At 63.8% G+C, this 17,551-nt stretch carries 18 protein-coding genes; 5 read left to right on the top strand and 13 right to left on the bottom strand.

All coding sequences use genetic code 11. From position 1 onward, the window contains the following. The 4 genes from IVB27_RS42225 to coxB form a co-directional block, all read right to left on the bottom strand. Window positions 1-177 (bottom strand): cytochrome c oxidase system small membrane protein, encoded by a 177-nt coding sequence (locus IVB27_RS42225; protein ID WP_247352347.1) that lies wholly within the window; start codon window positions 175-177, stop codon window positions 1-3. Continuing rightward, window positions 174-1,118: a heme o synthase gene (locus IVB27_RS42220; protein WP_247448405.1), complete on the bottom strand. Its 945-nt coding sequence runs from the start codon at window positions 1,116-1,118 to the stop codon at window positions 174-176. Before IVB27_RS42220 ends, IVB27_RS42225 begins: the two co-directional genes overlap by 4 nt. 61 nt (window positions 1,119-1,179) lie before the next feature. Next, complete coding sequence (gene ctaD, locus IVB27_RS42215) at window positions 1,180-2,805, bottom strand: cytochrome c oxidase subunit I (protein ID WP_247448404.1); 1,626 nt, start codon at window positions 2,803-2,805, stop codon at window positions 1,180-1,182. A gap of 88 nt (window positions 2,806-2,893) precedes the next feature. Then, the gene (gene coxB, locus IVB27_RS42210) at window positions 2,894-3,733 is read right to left on the bottom strand and encodes a cytochrome c oxidase subunit II (protein ID WP_247352342.1); all 840 of its coding nucleotides are present in this window, start codon (window positions 3,731-3,733) and stop codon (window positions 2,894-2,896) included. 449 nt (window positions 3,734-4,182) lie between these two features. On the opposite strand from coxB, the gene IVB27_RS42205 reads away from it, so the two are divergent. Continuing rightward, on the top strand, window positions 4,183-4,728 hold the full coding sequence (locus IVB27_RS42205; protein WP_247448403.1) for an invasion associated locus B family protein: 546 nt from the start codon (window positions 4,183-4,185) through the stop codon (window positions 4,726-4,728). Between the two features lie 19 nt (window positions 4,729-4,747). Here the strand turns inward: IVB27_RS42205 and IVB27_RS42200 are convergent, their stop codons facing one another. Both IVB27_RS42200 and IVB27_RS42195 read right to left on the bottom strand, forming a co-directional pair. Continuing rightward, window positions 4,748-5,080: a DUF5615 family PIN-like protein gene (locus IVB27_RS42200; protein WP_247448402.1), complete on the bottom strand. Its 333-nt coding sequence runs from the start codon at window positions 5,078-5,080 to the stop codon at window positions 4,748-4,750. Further along, window positions 5,077-5,301, bottom strand: coding sequence for a DUF433 domain-containing protein (locus tag IVB27_RS42195; protein ID WP_007599426.1), 225 nt, complete (start codon window positions 5,299-5,301; stop codon window positions 5,077-5,079). The genes IVB27_RS42200 and IVB27_RS42195 overlap by 4 nt, the downstream gene beginning before the upstream one ends. Window positions 5,302-5,450: 149 nt before the next feature. Here IVB27_RS42195 and tldD point away from each other — a divergent pair, with 149 nt between their 5' ends. From tldD to IVB27_RS42180, 3 genes are read left to right on the top strand one after another with little or no spacing between them, the layout of a single operon-like run. Next, complete coding sequence (gene tldD / locus IVB27_RS42190; protein WP_026233924.1) at window positions 5,451-6,878, top strand: metalloprotease TldD; 1,428 nt, start codon at window positions 5,451-5,453, stop codon at window positions 6,876-6,878. Then, a complete protein-coding gene (gene lepB, locus IVB27_RS42185; protein WP_247448401.1) occupies window positions 6,875-7,651 on the top strand; it encodes a signal peptidase I in 777 nt (258 codons plus the stop codon). The genes tldD and lepB overlap by 4 nt, the downstream gene beginning before the upstream one ends. A gap of 21 nt (window positions 7,652-7,672) precedes the next feature. Then, window positions 7,673-8,239, top strand: coding sequence for a nucleotidyltransferase family protein (locus IVB27_RS42180; protein ID WP_247448400.1), 567 nt, complete (start codon window positions 7,673-7,675; stop codon window positions 8,237-8,239). Window positions 8,240-8,346: 107 nt separating this feature from the next. Here the strand turns inward: IVB27_RS42180 and IVB27_RS42175 are convergent, their stop codons facing one another. The 3 genes from IVB27_RS42175 to IVB27_RS42165 all read right to left on the bottom strand — a co-directional run bounded on the left by IVB27_RS42175 (window position 8,347) and on the right by IVB27_RS42165 (window position 11,009). Next, window positions 8,347-8,919, bottom strand: coding sequence for a PAN domain-containing protein (locus IVB27_RS42175; protein ID WP_247352332.1), 573 nt, complete (start codon window positions 8,917-8,919; stop codon window positions 8,347-8,349). A gap of 120 nt (window positions 8,920-9,039) precedes the next feature. Further along, a complete protein-coding gene (locus IVB27_RS42170) occupies window positions 9,040-10,410 on the bottom strand; it encodes a glutamate--cysteine ligase (RefSeq protein ID WP_247448399.1) in 1,371 nt (456 codons plus the stop codon). Window positions 10,411-10,511: 101 nt separating this feature from the next. Next, complete coding sequence (locus IVB27_RS42165; RefSeq protein WP_247352328.1) at window positions 10,512-11,009, bottom strand: MarR family winged helix-turn-helix transcriptional regulator; 498 nt, start codon at window positions 11,007-11,009, stop codon at window positions 10,512-10,514. Between the two features lie 126 nt (window positions 11,010-11,135). On the opposite strand from IVB27_RS42165, the gene gstA reads away from it, so the two are divergent. Further along, on the top strand, window positions 11,136-11,750 hold the full coding sequence (gstA, locus tag IVB27_RS42160; RefSeq protein WP_247448398.1) for a glutathione transferase GstA: 615 nt from the start codon (window positions 11,136-11,138) through the stop codon (window positions 11,748-11,750). Window positions 11,751-11,822: 72 nt separating this feature from the next. On the opposite strand, the gene IVB27_RS42155 is transcribed toward gstA, so the two are convergent. The 4 genes from IVB27_RS42155 to IVB27_RS42140 form a co-directional block, all read right to left on the bottom strand. Further along, window positions 11,823-14,036: an FAD-dependent oxidoreductase gene (locus IVB27_RS42155; RefSeq protein WP_247448397.1), complete on the bottom strand. Its 2,214-nt coding sequence runs from the start codon at window positions 14,034-14,036 to the stop codon at window positions 11,823-11,825. Between the two features lie 18 nt (window positions 14,037-14,054). Continuing rightward, the gene (locus IVB27_RS42150; RefSeq protein ID WP_247448396.1) at window positions 14,055-15,263 is read right to left on the bottom strand and encodes an acetyl-CoA C-acetyltransferase; all 1,209 of its coding nucleotides are present in this window, start codon (window positions 15,261-15,263) and stop codon (window positions 14,055-14,057) included. A gap of 68 nt (window positions 15,264-15,331) precedes the next feature. Then, window positions 15,332-17,122 carry an acyl-CoA dehydrogenase C-terminal domain-containing protein gene (locus IVB27_RS42145; RefSeq protein ID WP_247448395.1) on the bottom strand — a complete coding sequence of 597 codons (1,791 nt, stop codon included), beginning with the start codon at window positions 17,120-17,122 and terminating at the stop codon, window positions 15,332-15,334. Between the two features lie 38 nt (window positions 17,123-17,160). After that, a complete protein-coding gene (locus tag IVB27_RS42140) occupies window positions 17,161-17,544 on the bottom strand; it encodes a nuclear transport factor 2 family protein (RefSeq protein WP_247448394.1) in 384 nt (127 codons plus the stop codon). Window positions 17,545-17,551 lie beyond the last annotated feature (7 nt).

Below are 17,551 nucleotides of genomic sequence, written 5' to 3'. Positions count from 1 at the left end.
CTACATCGGCCGGATGAGCACGGCCGGTCCCTTGACCATGGTCACGGCGAAGAACAGCACTACGAGCACGCCGAGCGCGAGCGCGATCGCGATCGAGCGCTGTCGACGGCTCTTCTTCTGCGCCTCGGTGAGGACGATTCCATCGATTTCGGGTTTGTCGGCCATTCCTGCGATCATGCGCCCCCTACCATCGGAGCAAGCGCCCGGAACACGACCTCGGCCAGCAAAGTCGCGAACAGCGCGAACAGATAAAGGATGGAGAACGCAAACAGCTTTCGCGTCGCCCGCAACGATTGGCTGCGCTCGCGGCGGATATAGACGTTGATGGCGAACGCCAGCATGCCGGCGCCGAGGATCAGCGAGACGATGCCGTAAATGGCGTCAAAATAGCCGAGCGCCCACGGCGCAGCGGCGACCGCGATCAGCACGATGGTGTAGAGCAGGATCTGAAGCCGCGTCGCGTCGGGGCCGGCGACATTGGGCAGCATCGGGATGCCGGCACGCGCGTAATCGTCGGAGCGGAACAGCGCCAGCGCCCAGAAGTGCGGCGGCGTCCAGAAGAAGATGATGACGAACAGCAGCAGCGGCTCGACGTCGACCGTGCCTGTGACCGCGGCCCAGGCCACCACCGGCGGCAGCGCGCCGGCGGCACCGCCGATCACGATGTTCTGCGCGGTCCGGCGCTTCAGGCCGATCGTGTAGATCACGACGTAGAAGAAGATGGTGAAGGCGAGCAGCGCGCCCGCGATCCAGTTGACCAGGATGCCGAGCGTCATCACCGAGAAGAAGGCGAGCGTCATGCCGAAGGTCATCGCCTCGGGACGGGTGATACGGCCGCGCGGAATCGGCCGGTTCGCCGTGCGCGACATCTTGGCGTCGATGTCGCCTTCCAGCGCCATGTTGAGCGCGCCGGAGGCGCCGGCACCGACGGCGATGCAGAGCAGCGAGGTGAAGGCCAGCACCGGGTGGAAATGCCCGGGTGCCAGCGCCATTCCGACCAGCGCGGTGAAGATCACCAGCGACATCACGCGCGGCTTCAAGAGCGCGATGTAGTCGCCAACCTCCGCTTCGGAGATGCGGGGATTGATGTCGACGGCGTTGTGGTCGAGGACGGACACTTAGTTTGACTCGCTTTGTTGTAGAGCCGCGGCGCCCGTCACGGGCGCCGCGGGAGATTGATTACTGCACGCGGGGCAGCACTTCGAACTGGTGGAACGGCGGCGGCGAGGGCAGCGTCCATTCCAGCGTGGTCGCACCGGCACCCCACGGATTGTCGCCAGCCGGCACCTTTTTCGCGAAGGCGTCGATCACGCAATAGAGGAAGATCAGCACGCCGAAGCCGGAGATGTAGGAGCCGAGCGACGAGACCAGGTTCCAGCCCGCGAACGCGTCGGGATAGTCGACGTAGCGGCGCGGCATGCCCGACAGGCCGAGAAAGTGCTGCGGGAAGAACACCAGGTTGACGCCGATGAAGGTGACCCAGAAGTGAGCCTTGGCCAGCGTCTCGTTGTACATGTAGCCCGACATCTTGGGGAACCAGTAGTACCAGCCGGCAAAGATCCCGAACACGGCGCCGAGCGACAGCACGTAGTGGAAATGCGCGACGACGTAGTAGGTCTCCTGCAGCACGCGGTCGACGCCGGCATTCGCCAGCACGACGCCGGTGACGCCGCCGACGGTGAACAGGAAGATGAATCCCACCGCCCAGATCATCGGGGCGCGGAACTCGATCGAGCCGCCCCACATCGTGGCGATCCACGAGAAGATCTTCACGCCGGTCGGAACCGCGATGACCATCGTGGCAGCGACGAAATAGGCCTGCGTCGCCGAGGACATGCCGACCGTGTACATGTGGTGCGCCCACACCACGAAGCCGATGCCGCCGATCGCGACCATGGCGTAGGCCATGCCGAGATAGCCGAACACGGGCTTGCGCGAGAAGGTCGAGACGATCTGGCTGACCATGCCGAAAGCCGGCAGGATCAGGATGTACACTTCGGGGTGGCCGAAGAACCAGAACAGATGCTGGAACAGCACGGGGTCGCCGCCGCCTTCGGGGTTGAAGAATGTCGTCCCGAAATTGCGGTCGGTGAGCAGCATGGTGATGGCACCGGCGAGCACCGGCAGCGACAACAGCAGCAGGAACACCGTCACCAGGATCGACCACACGAACAGCGGCATCTTGTGCAGGGTCATGCCCGGCGCGCGCATGTTGAAGATGGTGGTGATGAAGTTGATGGCACCGAGGATCGAGGAGGCACCGGCAAGATGGATCGACAGGATCGCGAAGTCGACGGCCGGCCCCGGATGGCCCGAGGTCGACAGCGGCGCATACATCGTCCAGCCCGCGCCGACGCCGTTGGCACCCGGCTCGCCCTCGACGAAGGTCGACATCAGCAGCAGCGCGAACGAGGCCGGCAGCAGCCAGAACGAGATGTTGTTCATGCGCGGGAACGCCATGTCGGGCGCGCCGATCATCAGCGGCACGAACCAGTTGCCGAAGCCGCCGATCATCGCGGGCATGACCATGAAGAAGATCATGATCAGGCCGTGAGAGGTCACGAACACATTGTAGGTGTGCGTCTCGTGGAAGATCTGCACGCCCGGATACATCAGCTCGGCACGGATCGCGATCGACATCGCGGCACCGATGATGCCGGCGATGACCGCGAAGATCAGGTACATCGTGCCGATGTCCTTGTGGTTGGTCGAATAGACGTAGCGCCGCCATCCAGTCGGATGGGCGTGCTCGTCATGTCCGTGGTCTTGCGCGTGATCGCCGTGTGCCGCTGCGCTCGTTGCCATTTTCAAATCCTGCCTTGCGTCCCGATCGGACCCTTTGGAGGTCCCGCCTTTATGTCGCTTTCAGTCCCTCGAGCCCCTCGCCCGGCGCTTACTGCGTCGGGCCGGCCGTGGAGGCGTAGGTGCTGGTGCCGCCGCTCGCAAATTTCTTCTTCGCCGTCTCAACCCAGGAGGCGAACTCCTGGTCCTCCACGACGCGAATCGCGATCGGCATGAAGGCGTGGTCCTTGCCGCACAGCTCCGAGCACTGGCCGTAGAACATGCCGGTCTTGGTGGCCTTGAACCAGGTCTCGTTCAGCCGTCCCGGAATGGCGTCGATCTTGACGCCGAAAGCCGGCATCGCGAAGGCGTGGATGACATCAGCGCCGGTGACCTGGACACGAATCACCTTGTTGACCGGCACCACCATCTCATTGTCGACACCGAGCAGCCGGGGCTGCTTGTCCTGGGCCAACAGCGAGTCGAACTCGAACTTGCCGTTATCAGGATAGGCGTAGGACCAGTACCACTGCTTGCCGGTCGCCTTGATGGTGATATCCGCCTTCGGCACGTCGAGCTCCAGGAACAGCAAGCGGAACGACGGCACCGAGATACCAACCAGGATCAGCACCGGAACGAGCGTCCACGCCACCTCGATCAGCGTGTTGTGCGTGGTCCGCGACGGCACCGGATTGGCCTTCGAGTTGAACTTGACGACTACGATCACGAGCAGCGCCAGAACGAACAGTGTGATCACAGTGATCAGCACGAACAGGAAATTGTGGAACCAGACAATATTGTCCATCACCGGGGAAGCGGACCGCTGAAGCGTCCACTCCCACGGCGCCGGTTGCCCGAGTTCGGCGAATGCCGCGCCGCTCGTCGCCAGCGTCAGACCCGCCACGGCCAATCCCAGCAAGTGCCGGCCCACCGGGCCCATCGACAACTTCATGCCGTTCGCGCTCCCCTAACGAAATCACCCCAAGTGCATTCCCCTAATTTTCGGGAAACGCATTATTCGATCCGCCCGTCTGACAAACCGCCGCGCAAGAATACCTCTAAGAGGAACTGGGGCCGGATCGCTAGAACGCCGAAATCAAGCCTCTCAAACCATAATTCTTGATCTATCGCAATGCAGTCTTAAGCCCGGTCTGTCAGCCATCACCCGCAAGATATTTCCTAGTAACATCAGACAAAAATACCGTTTCCCGGGATGCTGCGGCTTGACAGCGGAATTGCCCGCGTTAGGCACTGGCAGACAGCCGCACCGGAACCTGATTCGTGCGGGCGACGGCGGCCGTGGCGGCGTGGAATTTGCTTGCGAATCGCCTTCAAGACGCCGTCATTCCCGTATCAGTCCGCCAGGTGCGAGCGACCCAGGCGAGCAGAGGGACCGACCCGATGGGGTTTTCGAGATGCATGGCAAGGCCGGCGACAAGGCAGGCTAGCGGCCTCACGAAGCTGGCTGCCCTGCTGGCTGCTGTCGTCGTCCTGGCGTTCCCGGGCCTCGCCCATGCGCAGGGCGCGGTGCGCTCCGTCCACGGCGACTGGCAGATTCGATGCGACACCCCGCCGGGCGCCCAATCCGAGCAATGCGCCCTGATCCAGAGCGTGGTGGCCGAAGACCGCTCCAATGCCGGCCTGACCGTGATCGTGCTCAAGACCGCCGACCAGAAAAGCCGCCTGATGCGGGTCGTCGCTCCCCTTGGCGTTCTCCTGCCCTCCGGCCTCGGCCTCAAGCTCGACAACCAGGACGTCGGCCGTGCCGGCTTTGTCCGCTGCCTGCCCAATGGCTGCGTCGCCGAGGTCGTCATGGACGACAAGCTGCTCGGCCAGCTCCGCACCGCCAAGACCGCGACCTTCATCATCTTCGAAACCCCGGAAGAAGGCATCGGCTTCCCGCTCAGCCTGAACGGGCTCGGCGAGGGCTACGACAAGCTGCCATAGGCGGCTGGGACGGCCTCGTCTAGTAAATCTCAAGGCAGGCTGTGCCGTTGTCGCTCTCGAAGGATTCGATCGTCTGCGCATGTCGGCGAAACAGAGCCGCGATTGCCGCCGTGGTTTGATTGCCGGTCCGCAGCCAGATCACCTTTGGCGGAGACCCCAACAAGCTTGCCATGTCGGCAAAATCGACGTCCTGGGTCACAATCGCGAGGCCATTTGCCTTCGCAAACTCCCAAAGCGCACGGTCCGCAGCTTCCGATAGTCCGTGAGACCGGACGTGGCTGGAATCTGGAAAAAGATCGGCGATCATCTGGCAAAGCATAAAGCTGAGGTTCTGATCGAACAGCAGCCTCATATCGGTGCGGTCACCAATCGCCTCTCGCGGTCGGCGGCATAGGCCAGGCAGGCGCGGATATCGTCCTCGGTCAATTCGGGGAAGTCGTCGAGGATTTGAGCGTGGGTCTGACCAGCAGCCAGCCAGCCGAGCACATCTGCCACAGCGATCCGCATGTGGCGGATGCAGGGTCGCCCCCCACGCTTGCCAGGCTCAATCGAGATGATGTCTCGGTAATTCATGAAAGCAGCATAGCATCGATCTGTATCAGCGTCAGGGCCCCTTGCTTCCAGCCCAATCCTATCGTTTCCGTAATGTGACGGCCAAGCCCCTCGCGGAACTGCCGGGAAACCATTATCTTGCCTCACATCCCCCGATAATGGACGGACGCATGACCAACCCTGCCACAACCTCCCTGCTCGACCGCGCCAATCTCGACCGCGACCAGGTTCGCAACGAGCTCGCGCGCGGGCTTGCCGGCGCCGACGACGGCGAATTGTTCCTGGAATATAGCCAGACCGAAGCGCTGATGTTCGACAACGGGCGGCTGAAGCAGGCGACCTACGACACCTCGCAGGGCTTTGGGCTGCGCGCCGTCAAGGACGACGCGGTCGGCTATGCGCATTCCTCCGACGTTTCGCTGCCGGCGCTGATTCGCGCTGCGGACGCGGTCGCGGCCGTGCGCGGCGGTTATTCCGGGAGCTTCGCAGCGCCTCCAGCGCATACCAACGTGCGGCTTTATAGTGACGACAATCCGCTCGATGCCCCCGGCTTCGAGACCAAGGTAAAACTGCTTGCCGAGATCGACGCCTATCTGCGCGACAAGGATCCGCGGGTACGGCAGGTCAGCGTCAGTCTGGGCGCGACCTGGCAGGTGGTCGAGATCCTGCGGCCCGACGGCGAAAGCTATCGTGACATCCGCCCGCTGGTGCGCGTCAACGTCTCCGTCGTCGCCGGCCAGGGCGACCGCCAGGAGAGCGGCAGCAAGGGTTATGGCGGCCGCGCCGGCTACGCCGAATTCATCGAGAGCAAGAACTGGCGTGACGCCGCCGACGGCGCGCTGCGCGAGGCCCTCGTCAATCTGGAATCGATTCCCGCCCCCGCCGGCGAGATGGACGTCGTGCTCGGAGCCGGCTGGCCCGGCGTGATGCTGCATGAAGCGGTCGGCCATGGCCTCGAGGGCGACTTCAACCGCAAGAAGACGTCTGCGTTTGCGGGCCTGATGGGCCAGCAGGTCGCGGCCAAAGGCGTCACCGTGGTCGACGACGGCACCATTGCCTCGCGCCGCGGCTCGCTGTCGATCGACGACGAGGGCACGCCGACCAACCGCACCGTGCTGATCGAGGACGGCGTGCTGGTCGGCTACATGCAGGACCGCCAGAACGCGCGCCTGATGAACATGAAGCCGACCGGCAACGGCCGTCGCCAGGGCTATGCCCATGTGCCGATGCCGCGCATGACCAACACCTACATGCTCGCGGGCGACCGCGATCCGGCCGAGATTCTCGCCTCGGTGAAGAACGGCGTCTTCGCCGCGAATTTCGGCGGCGGTCAGGTCGACATCACCTCGGGCAAATACGTGTTTCAGTGCACCGAGGCCTACAAGATCGAAAACGGCAAGATCGGTGCGCCCTTGAAGGGCGCCATGCTGATCGGCAACGGGCCGACCGACCTGCATCGCATTCGCATGATCGGCAACGATCTCGCGCTCGATACCGGCATCGGCACCTGTGGCAAGAACGGCCAGGGCGTGCCGGTCGGCGTCGGCCAGCCATCGCTTCTGATGGAACGCATTACGGTGGGTGGAACGGGCGGATGAGTGTCGAGAAGGTAACTGTCACCACGAAGCGGAAGAGCAGCGGCTGGGCCGGCCAGCTCGCGCAGCTCGCCGGCATCGTCGCCGCGGTGTTCATCGCAAAGGGCGCGCTGGCCGAGCCGTTCTACGTGCCGTCGGGCTCGATGGAGCCGACATTGTTGATCGGCGACGCCTTGATCGCCTCGAAATTCCCCTACGGCTACGGCACCTCGTCGCTGCCGATCCAGATCAACCTGCCCGAGAGCGGCCGCGTCTTCGCGGAAACGCCAAAGCAGGGCGACGTCGTCGTGTTCCGCTGGCCCGGCGACCGCTCGCAGGCCTGGGTCAAGCGGGTCGTGGGTCTGCCCGGCGACCGCATCCAGTTGCGGCAGGGCCAGCTCTTCGTCAATGACCGTCCCGCCGAGCTGAAGCCGGACGGCGTCGGCGCCGCCGAGGACGACAATGGCGGCAGCGAGCCCGCCTATCGCTATGTCGAGACGCTGCCGAACGGCGTCTCGCATCTGATCTTCAAGATGCGCGACAACGGTCCGCTCGACAACACGCAGGAAGTGACGGTGCCGGCAGGCCATCTCTTCGTGCTCGGCGACAACCGCGACAATTCCGCCGACAGCCGCGTGCCCTTGCGCTCCGGCGGCGTCGGCCTGTTGCCGATCGACAATCTGGTCGGCCGTGCCGATGCCGTGCTCGGATCCTGGGATCTCGGCATCCGCGGTCAGCCGGTGTGGACCTGGCTGTCCGGATTTCGCATGGCGCGGTTTTTCACCGCCGTGCATTGAGCAGAAGTCTCCCCGCTCGCGATGAACCGTGACGAATTCCTCGCGCTCGCGCTGAGAAATCCGGTCAACGCTGCAATCATCGACGAGCTGGCGCGGCTCGCGCTGCCGGATGCGTGGCTGGTCGCAGGGTGCCTGGCGCAGACGGTCTGGAACGTACTTACAAACCGCGCGATCGATCACGGCATCTCCGATTACGACGCGTTCTATTTCGACCCTGATACTTCATGGGAGGCGGAGGACACGGTGATCCGTAAGCTGCATGGTAGGCTTGGGCATCTCGGCGCCAAGGTCGAGATCCGCAACCAGGCGCGCGTGCACCTGTGGTATCCCGACAAGCACGGCCTGCCCTACCCGCCGCTGACGCGCGCGACCGATGGCATCGACCGCTTCCTCACGCAGAACACGCAAGTCGGAGTGAGGCGCGCAGGTGACCGCTACGAGGTCTACGCGCCGCACGGATTCGACGACGTCGAAAGACTGATCGTGCGACCCAATCCGGGCCTGAATTTTTCCCCGGCGAACTACACGGCGAAAGCGGCGCGATGGAAGGCGCTGTGGCCGGAGATCACGGTGATTGAGGCGGAGTGAGATGCCGTAAGTGGGCAAAGCCAAGCGTGCCCCACGACCAAACATGGTTGCAGAGAGATGGTGGGCGCGGGGCTTCGTGCGCCTTTGCCCACCCTGCGGCAGCCTTCCTACCGCACCACGCCCGACGTAAACCCCGCCTTCCGGCGCGGCGGCTTGATTTCCTTTTTCAGGAAGCAGCGCGCCTCGCGTCCGGTGTAGCCGGGGCGTGCATAGGTGAAGGCGCGGCATTTGTTGTCGGCGGTGCAGGCGGCCTTGCAGGCCTCTCCGCCTTCGCCGGCCTTGATCTCGAAATTGCGCAAATCGCCGCCGGGACGGTCGATCGAGGTCTCCACGCCTGCGACGCGCGGCTCGATCACGCCGGCGCCACGCACACCGGAGATGCAGCAGCTTTCCGGCACGCGCGCCGGCACCGCGTTCTTGAGCCAGCAGACCGCCGAGCCGCCTTCGACGTCGGGATAGCTGAAGCTCCAGGAGCGGCAGCGGCGGTCGCGCTCGCATAGCAGCGCGCAATCCTCGGGATCACCTGACGTGACCGGCGTGCTGAAATAGTCTCCGCCGGGCCGATCGAACGCCGTCTGGGCGCGCACAGGCCAGCTCGCAAACACGAGCGAAAGCAGCGCGGCACATGCCACGACGCTTGCCAGGACGCTCGCCATGACGGCCAGGCGGCCCTTCCCCATCGAAACAGCTTTCGGGTTATTGACGACGCTCAGGTTTTTCAGGCGGTCATTTGATCGCCGCAAACCTGTATGGGCGATGAACGGCTCGGGTCCTGATCGTTGGCCCTGCTGTCCCCACGTCTAGAACGCGTATTCCGCGTAGGCTGGTTCCACCGAGCCGTTCCAGGGACCGTTGAACTTCTCGAGCATCTCCTCGGCCGGCGTGCGGCCGGAATCGATGATGCGATCGAGCGGCTCCAGATGCCGGGTCTCGTCGCGGCCGAGCTGATCGATCCGGCCGCGCCGGCGCAGGCCGGCATGTGCCAGAACGAGGCATTCCTTGGCGATCTCGAACAGATAGCGGTCCTTGATCCGCGACTTGAAGCCGAAGCGCGGCACGTCGTCGCGCAGGCCCTGACGCTCATGCGCGGTCCAGTGCTTCACAAGGTCCCAGGCGGCATCGAGCGACACGTCGTCGTAGAGCAGCCCCGCCCAGAACGCCGATAACGCCGGCAGACGGCCCCACGGGCCACCGTCGGAGCCGCGCATCTCGAGATAGCGCTTGAGCCGCACCTCCGGGAAGATCGTCGAAAGATGGTTGGCCCAGTCCGACAACGTCGGACGTTCCCCGGGCAAATTGTTGTTGCGGCCATCGAAGAAGGCGCGGAACGAAGAGCCGGAGACGTCGATGTAATCCTCGTCGCGCTTGACGAAGTACATGGGTACGTCGAGCGCGTAGTCGACATAGCGCTCGAAGCCCATGCCGTCCTCGAACGCCCACGGCATCATGCCCGAACGCGCATTGTCGGTGTCGCGCCAGATCTCGGACCGGAAGGAGAGGAAGCCGTTCGGCTTGCCCTCGGTAAACGGCGAATTGGCGAACAAGGCGGTTGCGACCGGCTGGAGCGCGAGCGAGACACGCAGCTTCTTGACCATGTCGGCTTCGGAGGAAAAGTCGAGATTGGTCTGTACCGTGCAGGTCCGGTACATCATGTCGAGGCCGTATTGGCCGACCTTCGGCATGTAATTGGTCATGATCTTGTAGCGGCCCTTGGGCATCACCGGGATGTCGGCGCGCGACCAGGACGGCGTCATGCCGAGCCCGAGGAAGCCGATGCCGAGCGGCGTTGCGATCTCGCGCACCTGCGCCAGATGCGCCATCAGCTCGCTCTGGGTCTGGTGCACGTTCTCGACCGGCGCACCGGAGAGCTCGAACTGTCCGCCGGGCTCGAGCGAGATCGCGCCGCCGCCGGTGACGTCGTAGAGGCCGATGATGTTGCCCTTCTCCATGATCGGCTCCCAGCCAAGCAGGAGCTTCATGCCTTCGAGCAGCGCACCGATACCGCGCGCGCCTTCGTAGGGCACCGGGCGGTGGCCTTCGAGCGTGAACGGCGTCTTCTCGTGCTCGGTGCCCATGCGGAATTCGGACGGGTCCTTGCAGCCTTCCTCGAACCACGTGACGAGCTCGTCACGTGATTGCAGCGGCGTCATATCGATCTGGTCTCGCGCCATATCAAACTCTAATTAAAAGGGCGCTTCGACAGAAGGCGCGCGGGTGACGGGGACGGTCCGCGCACCCATCGGGTGCACGGACGAGCTGGTGTGCCGCGCGCTCATCGCGACGGCGTGGTTTCGTTGGCGTGGACGACCGGCGGCAGTTTCATCTCGCCGCACGAGCAGCCCAGGCGGTCGAGCAGACCGCTGAGCTTGACGGCATCCGCGTCGGACAGTTTCGAACCGACATATTTCTCGATTGCGGCCGAATAGGCGCCCCACATCCGCTTCTGCAACTCGCGGCCGGCTTCGCTGATCTCCACGAACTGGCCGCGCTTGTCGATCTTGCATTCACGCCGCGAGGCGAGGCCTTCGTCGACCAGACGGTCAATCAGCCGCGATGTCGAATATTGCGGGATCAGCATCTGCCGTTCGAGTTCGACCGGGCGCAGCTCCCCCGAAGGCGCCCGCGACAATTCGAGCAGGGCATCGTACCATGCCAGCGGCGGGAACCCCGCCTTCTTCAGGTCCTGCTCGACGCAATCGAGCACGCGGCTCTGTACCCGCATCAGGCGGATCCAGGCGGAAGTCGCCTCGGTCGATGGTTTGCGTTTCATGGTCCCGCTCAAGCTCGTCGCCCGTCTCTTACGCTATTTGATGCACATGCATCAATCTTGACTATTTCAAGCAGATGCATGTAGTCGTTCTTTCGCCTGAACCAAGCAACAAGAGGAGAAAATTCCATGAAATTGTACTATTCGCCCGGTGCCTGCTCGCTATCCCCCCACATCGCGCTCCTGGAAGCCGGCCTGCCGTATGAGCTGGTCAAGGTCGATATCCGGGCGAAGAAGCTCGAAAATGGTGAGGATTATCTGAAGCTGAACCCCAAGGGCCAGGTCCCTGCGCTGGGTCTCGATAGCGGAGAGATCGTGACCGAAGGCCCGGTGATTGTCCAGATCATCGCCGATCAGGCCTCAGCCAAGGCGCTGGCGCCGGCCCACGGCAGCTCCGAGCGCTACAAGCTGCTCGAATGGCTGAACTTCCTCACCTCGGAGGTCCACAAGAGCTTCGGCCCGATGTTCGCGCCGGCGCTGAACGACGAGGCCAAGGCGTTCTTCAGGGATCGCGTCATGGGCAAGCTGAAATACATCGACAGCCAGCTCGCCGGCCGCGATTACCTCATGGGCAAGCAGTTCACGGTGGCTGACGGCTATCTCTTCACGATGCTGACCTGGGGCGACCGGATGAAGTTCGACCTCTCGGCGATGCCGAACCTTGTCGCGTACAAGACCCGCGTCGCGGCGCGGCCGCAGGTGCAGGAAGCGATGAAGAAGGAAGGGCTGATTCCGGCCGCCTGAGGCGCAAATGCGAAAGGCCGGATCGAAAATCCGGCCTTTCGTATTTTTCATCCTGGCTACGGGTTCAGAGAATTACGCCGCCGCTTTCTTCGGGGCAAAGCGGCCGTAAAAGGTTTCTCCCTTCGCGGCCATCTCCTCGAGGAGTTTCGGCGGGGTGAAGCGCGAGCCGTATTTCGCCTCCAGCTTGTGGCAAAGCTCGACGAAGGTCTTCGGGCCCATGAAGTCGATGTAGGACAGGGTGCCACCGGTGAACGGCGCGAAGCCGAAGCCGAGGATCGAGCCGACATCGGCCTCGCGCGGATCGGTTATGACGTGATCCTCCACCGTGCGCGCGGCTTCCACCGCCTGCACCACCAGGAAGCGCTGCTTCAACTCTTCAATGTCGAGCGTATCGGGGTCGAGCTGCTTCGGCTGCAGCGCCGAGAGACCCGGCCACAGGCTCTTCTGGCCCTTGCCCTTCTCGGGGTAGTCGTAAAACCCCTTGCTGTTCTTGCGGCCGAGACGGCCCTGCTTCTCGACCATCTCCACCATCAGCTTCTTCTGATCGGGATTGATGGCGTTGGGACCGAGGTCGGCTTCCGTCGCCTTCATGATCTTGAGGCCGAGGTCGAGCGCGACTTCGTCGGAGAGCGAGAGCGGGCCGACCGGCATGCCGGCCATCTTGGCGCAGTTCTCGATCATCGCCGGCGGCACGCCTTCCAGGAACATCTCGTTGCCTTCGGCGACGTAGCGGCCGACGCAGCGATTGGCGAAGAAGCCGCGGCTGTCGTTGACGACGATCGGCGTCTTGCCGATCTGCCGGACGTAGTCGAGCGCAGTCGCGATCGCGAGATCGCCGGTGTTCTTGCCCTGGATGATCTCGACCAGCATCATCTTCTCGACCGGCGAGAAGAAGTGGATGCCGACGAACCTGCCCTGGTCCTTGAAGCTCTCGGCCAGCGAGGTGATCGGAAGCGTCGAAGTATTGGACGCGAAGATCACGTCCGGCTTCATATGCTCCTGCGCCTTGGCAAAGGTATCAGCCTTGACCTTGCGGTCCTCGAACACGGCCTCGATGACGAGGTCGACGTCCTTCAACGCCGCATAGTCGGCTGTCGGCGTGATGCGGGCGAGCAGCGCTTCTGCATCAGAAGGCTTGGCGCGTCCCTTCTTGATCTGCTCCTCGATCACCTTTTGCGCATGCGCCTTGCCCTTGTCGGCGCTCTCCTGATCGCGATCGATCAGGACGACATCGAGGCCGGCACGGGCCGAGACATAGCCGACGCTCGCGCCCATGAAGCCGGCGCCGATCACGGCGATCTTCTTCACCTTGGTCGGCGGCACATCCTTCGGACGGCGCGCGCCCTTGTTCAATTCCTGCATCGACAGGAACAGGCTGCGGATCATCGCGGCCGCTTCCTTCGAGCGCAGCACCGAGGTGAAGTAGCGTGACTCCACCCGCAGCGCGGCGTCGATCGGCAGCTGCAGGCCTTCATAGACGCAGCTCATGATCGCGCGCGCGGCCGGATAATTGTCGTAGGTCTCGCGGCGATAGATCGCGTTGCCGGCCGGGAACATCATCATGCCGGCCTTGGAGAACACGGGACCGGCGGGGAGCTTGAAACCCTTCTCGTCCCAGGGCGCAACAGCCTTGCCTCCGCCCTTGATCCAATCCTTCGCCGCCTTGACGAGATCGGCGGCGGGAACGATGGCATGGATCAGATTGAGCGCCTTGGCCTTCTCAACCGTGACAGGATCGCCCTTGAGCAGGATCGTCATCGCGTCCTGCGGCGGCACCAGGCGCGGCACGCGCTGCGTGCCGCCGGCGCCGGGGAACAGGCCGACCTTGACCTCGGGCAGGCCGAGGCGGGTCTTGGGATTCTCCGCGGCCACGCGATAGTGGCAGCACAGCGTGATCTCGAAGCCGCCGCCGAGCGCGAGGCCGTTGATCGCCGCCGCCCACGGCTTGCCGGAGGTCTCGATTCCGCGCAGCACCAGCGAAAAGCGCCGGCTCTGGTCGAACAGCATCTGGTTTGCGGCGGTCTCGCCCTGCTCCTTGAACAGTTTTGCGTAGGCCTGGTTCATGCCTTCGAGCATGGACAGGTCCGCACCGGCGCAGAACGCCTCTTTCGCAGAGGTGATGACGACGCCCTTCACCGCGGCGTCAGCCGTGGTTTCCTTGACGATCGCGTCCAGCTCGCTGGTCGAGGTCTCGTCGAGCACGTTCATCGAACGGCCCGGGATATCCCAGGTGACGAGCGCGATGCCGTCGGAATCGGTCTCAACCTTGAAATTCTTGTAAGCCATGTTGGTCGCTCCCTATCCTTAGACGCGCTCGATGATGGTCGCGGTGCCCATGCCGCCGCCGATGCACAACGTCACCAGCGCGGTCGCCTTGTTGGTGCGCTCGAGCTCGTCGAGCACGGTGCCGAGGATCATCGCACCGGTCGCACCGAGCGGATGGCCGAGCGCGATCGCACCGCCATTGACGTTGATCTTGGCGTTGTCGATGTCGAAGGCCTGGATGTAGCGCAGCACCACGGAGGCGAAGGCCTCGTTGAGCTCGAACAGGTCGATATCCGACTTCTTCATGCCGGAGCGTGCGAACAGCTTTTCGGTGACGTCGACCGGACCGGTCAGCATCATCGCCGGCTCGGAGCCGACATTGGCGAAGGCGCGGATTTTCGCACGCGGCTTCAGGCCGTATTTGCCGCCGGCGTCCTTGCTGCCGAGCAGAACCGCGCCGGCACCATCGACGATGCCCGACGAATTGCCGGCGTGGTGCACGTAATTGACGCGCTCGATCTCCGGGTGCGACTGCACCGCGACGCCGTCGAAGCCGCCCATCTGCGCCATCATCGTGAACGCCGGCTGCAGCTGCGCCAGCGACTGCATCGTCGTCGAGGGACGCATATGCTCGTCCTTGGCGAGGATGGTGAGGCCGTTGATGTCCTTCACCGCGACGATCGACTTGTCGAAGCGGCCTTCTTCCCAGGACTTCGCCGCACGCTGCTGGCTCTGCACCGCATAGGCGTCGACGTCGTCGCGCGAGAAACCGTATTTGGTGGCGATCAAATCGGCCGAGACGCCCTGCGGCATGAAGTATGAGGGCACCGCCATCGATGGATCCATCGGCCAGGCGCCGCCGGAGGCGCCGATGCCGACGCGGCTCATGGATTCCGCGCCGCCGCCGATCACGAGTTCATGCTGCCCGCTCATCACCTGGGCCGCGGCAAAATTCACGGCGTCCAAGCCGGAGGCACAGAAGCGGCTGATCTGCACGCCGGGCACGGCCTCGCCGAAGCCCGCCTTCAGCGCCGCAAAGCGCGCGATGTCGGAGCCGGCTTCGCCGACCGGATCGACCACACCGAGAATGACATCATCGACGGAATCTTTTGGCAGGTTATTGCGGTCCTTCAGCGCCTTCAGCGGCACCGTCGCAAGCGCGAGCGCGGTGACTTCGTGCAGCGCGCCGTCCGCCTTGCCGCGGCCGCGCGGGGTGCGGACGTGGTCGTAAATATAGGCATCTGCCATGGGAGCCTCCTGATTGCGGTTATTGGTTACGACCGCCGCGGTCGCTATCATTCGTGGGGCGGAAATCCTCAGAACGCTTCCGCGGGCAGTTCCATGATGGTGGCACAGCCGGCCTGGATGCGCGCAAGATTGGCGGCGGTCTCCGGAAGCATCCGCTCCATGAAGAAGCGGCCGGTGACGAGCTTGGTCGAGAGATAGGGGGTTGCCCCGCTCTCGGCAATCTTCACCTGCGACACCTTCGCCATCTTCGCCCACATGTAGCCGAGAGCGACGAAGCCGAAGAGATTCAGGTAATCGGTCGCGGCGGCGCCGGCATTGTCGGGCTTCGCCATCGCGTTCTGCATCAGCCAGGTGGTGGCCTGCTGGAGATGGCCGAGCGAAGCCGAGAGCGGGGTGATGAAGGGCTTCATCGCCTCGTCGCCGCCGTTCTCCTTGGCGAAGGCCATGACCTCGCCGAAGAACGCCATGATGGCGCGGCCGCCGTCGCGCGGCAGCTTGCGGCCGACGAGGTCGAGCGCCTGGATGCCGTTGGCGCCTTCATAAATCATGGCGATACGGGCATCGCGCACGAATTGCTCCATGCCCTGCTCGGCGATGTAACCGTGGCCGCCATACATCTGCTGCGCCTGCACCGCGTTGGCGAAGCCGTAATCGGTCAGGAAGCCTTTCAGGACCGGCGTCATCAGGCCCATGTGATCGTCGGCGGCCTGGCGGTCCTTGGGGTCCTCGGAGCGGTGGGCGACGTCGCTCTTCAGCGCGGTCCACATCACGAAGGCGCGCGCAGCCTCGTTGAAAGAGCGGATCGACAGCAGCGTGCGGCGTACGTCGGGATGCACGATGATCGGATCGGCCGGCTTGTCCGGCGCCTTGACGCCGGTGAGCGAACGGCCCTGGATGCGATCCCGCGCATAGGCGACGGCGTTCTGATAGGCCACTTCCGACTGCGCGAGACCCTGCACGGCGACGCCGAGGCGGGCCTCGTTCATCATCACGAACATGCCCTGCATGCCCTTGTTCTCTTCGCCGATCAGCCAGCCGATGGCGTTGTCGTAGTTCATCACGCAGGTGGAATTGCCGTGAATGCCCATCTTGTGCTCGATCGAGCCGCAGACCACGCCGTTGCGTGTGCCCACCGAACCGTCGGCGTTGACCATGAATTTCGGCACCACGAACAGCGACACGCCCTTGATGCCGGCCGGCGCGCCCTCGATGCGGGCAAGCACGAGGTGGATGATGTTGGGCGCGAGGTCATGCTCGCCGGCCGAAATGAAGATCTTGGTGCCGGTAATCTTGAAGCTGCCGTCGGCCTGTCGCACCGCCTTGGTGCGGAGCATGCCGAGGTCGGTGCCGCAATGCGGCTCGGTCAGGTTCATGGTGCCGGTCCACTCGCCCGCCACCATCTTCGGCACGTAGGTCTGCTTCTGCTCGGGCGTGCCGTGGACGATCAGCGCCGCTGTCGCGCCCATGGTGAGGCCGCCATACATCGAGAAGGCCATGTTGGCGGAGATCTGGAATTCGTTGACCGCCTGGCTCAGCGTCACCGGCAGACCCTGGCCGCCGAACTCGGTCGGGGCCGACAAGCCGAGCCAGCCGCCCTCGGCGACCTGCTTGAACGCGTCCTTGAAGCCCTTCGGCGTGGTGACGCTGCCGTCATCGGCGCGCTTGCAGCCTTCGAGATCGCCCACACGATTGAGCGGCTGGAGCACCTCTTCGGCGAGCTTTGCGGCTTCGCCCAAAATGGCTTCGCGCACGTCGCTCGACGCGTCGGAGAAGCCGGCCAGATTGTCATAGCGGTCGATCTGGAAGACGTCGTTGAGCAGGAAGTTCACGTCTTCGACGGGGGCTTTGTAGATCGGCATGGCGTTCTCCCGGCATAGATTTGAAGTGGTGGAATTTTTTATGATTGAGCGGCAAGCTGCTCCGCCATCAGGCGATGCAGCATGTTGATCGCCTTGAGCGGCCGCACCATCACCTTGAAATGGGTGATGCGTCCCTCGCCGTCGAAGGTGATGATGTCGACGCCGTTGATCTCGAGGCCGTCGATCAGGGTCTTGAATTCGAGCACGGCGCCGCTCTCACTTGTCCACTCTCCGACATAGGTGAAGCCGGGACCGCCAAGCACCTTCTCGGCACTCGCGAGATATTTGAAGGTGATGTCGCGTCCGCGCTGCGGCGAATGCACGACGGGGCTTTCGAAGACAGCGTCGGGATGCAGGAGGTCCCAGAGCGCTTTGCCGTCGTGGGATTTCATGAAGGCGTACCAGGAGTCGAGACCGGTCATTGTCAGA

It is taken from the genome of Bradyrhizobium sp. 197 (assembly GCF_023073375.1).
In the GTDB taxonomy this organism is placed as follows: domain Bacteria; phylum Pseudomonadota; class Alphaproteobacteria; order Rhizobiales; family Xanthobacteraceae; genus Bradyrhizobium.
This window is presented reverse-complemented; position numbering and strand designations above follow the sequence as displayed.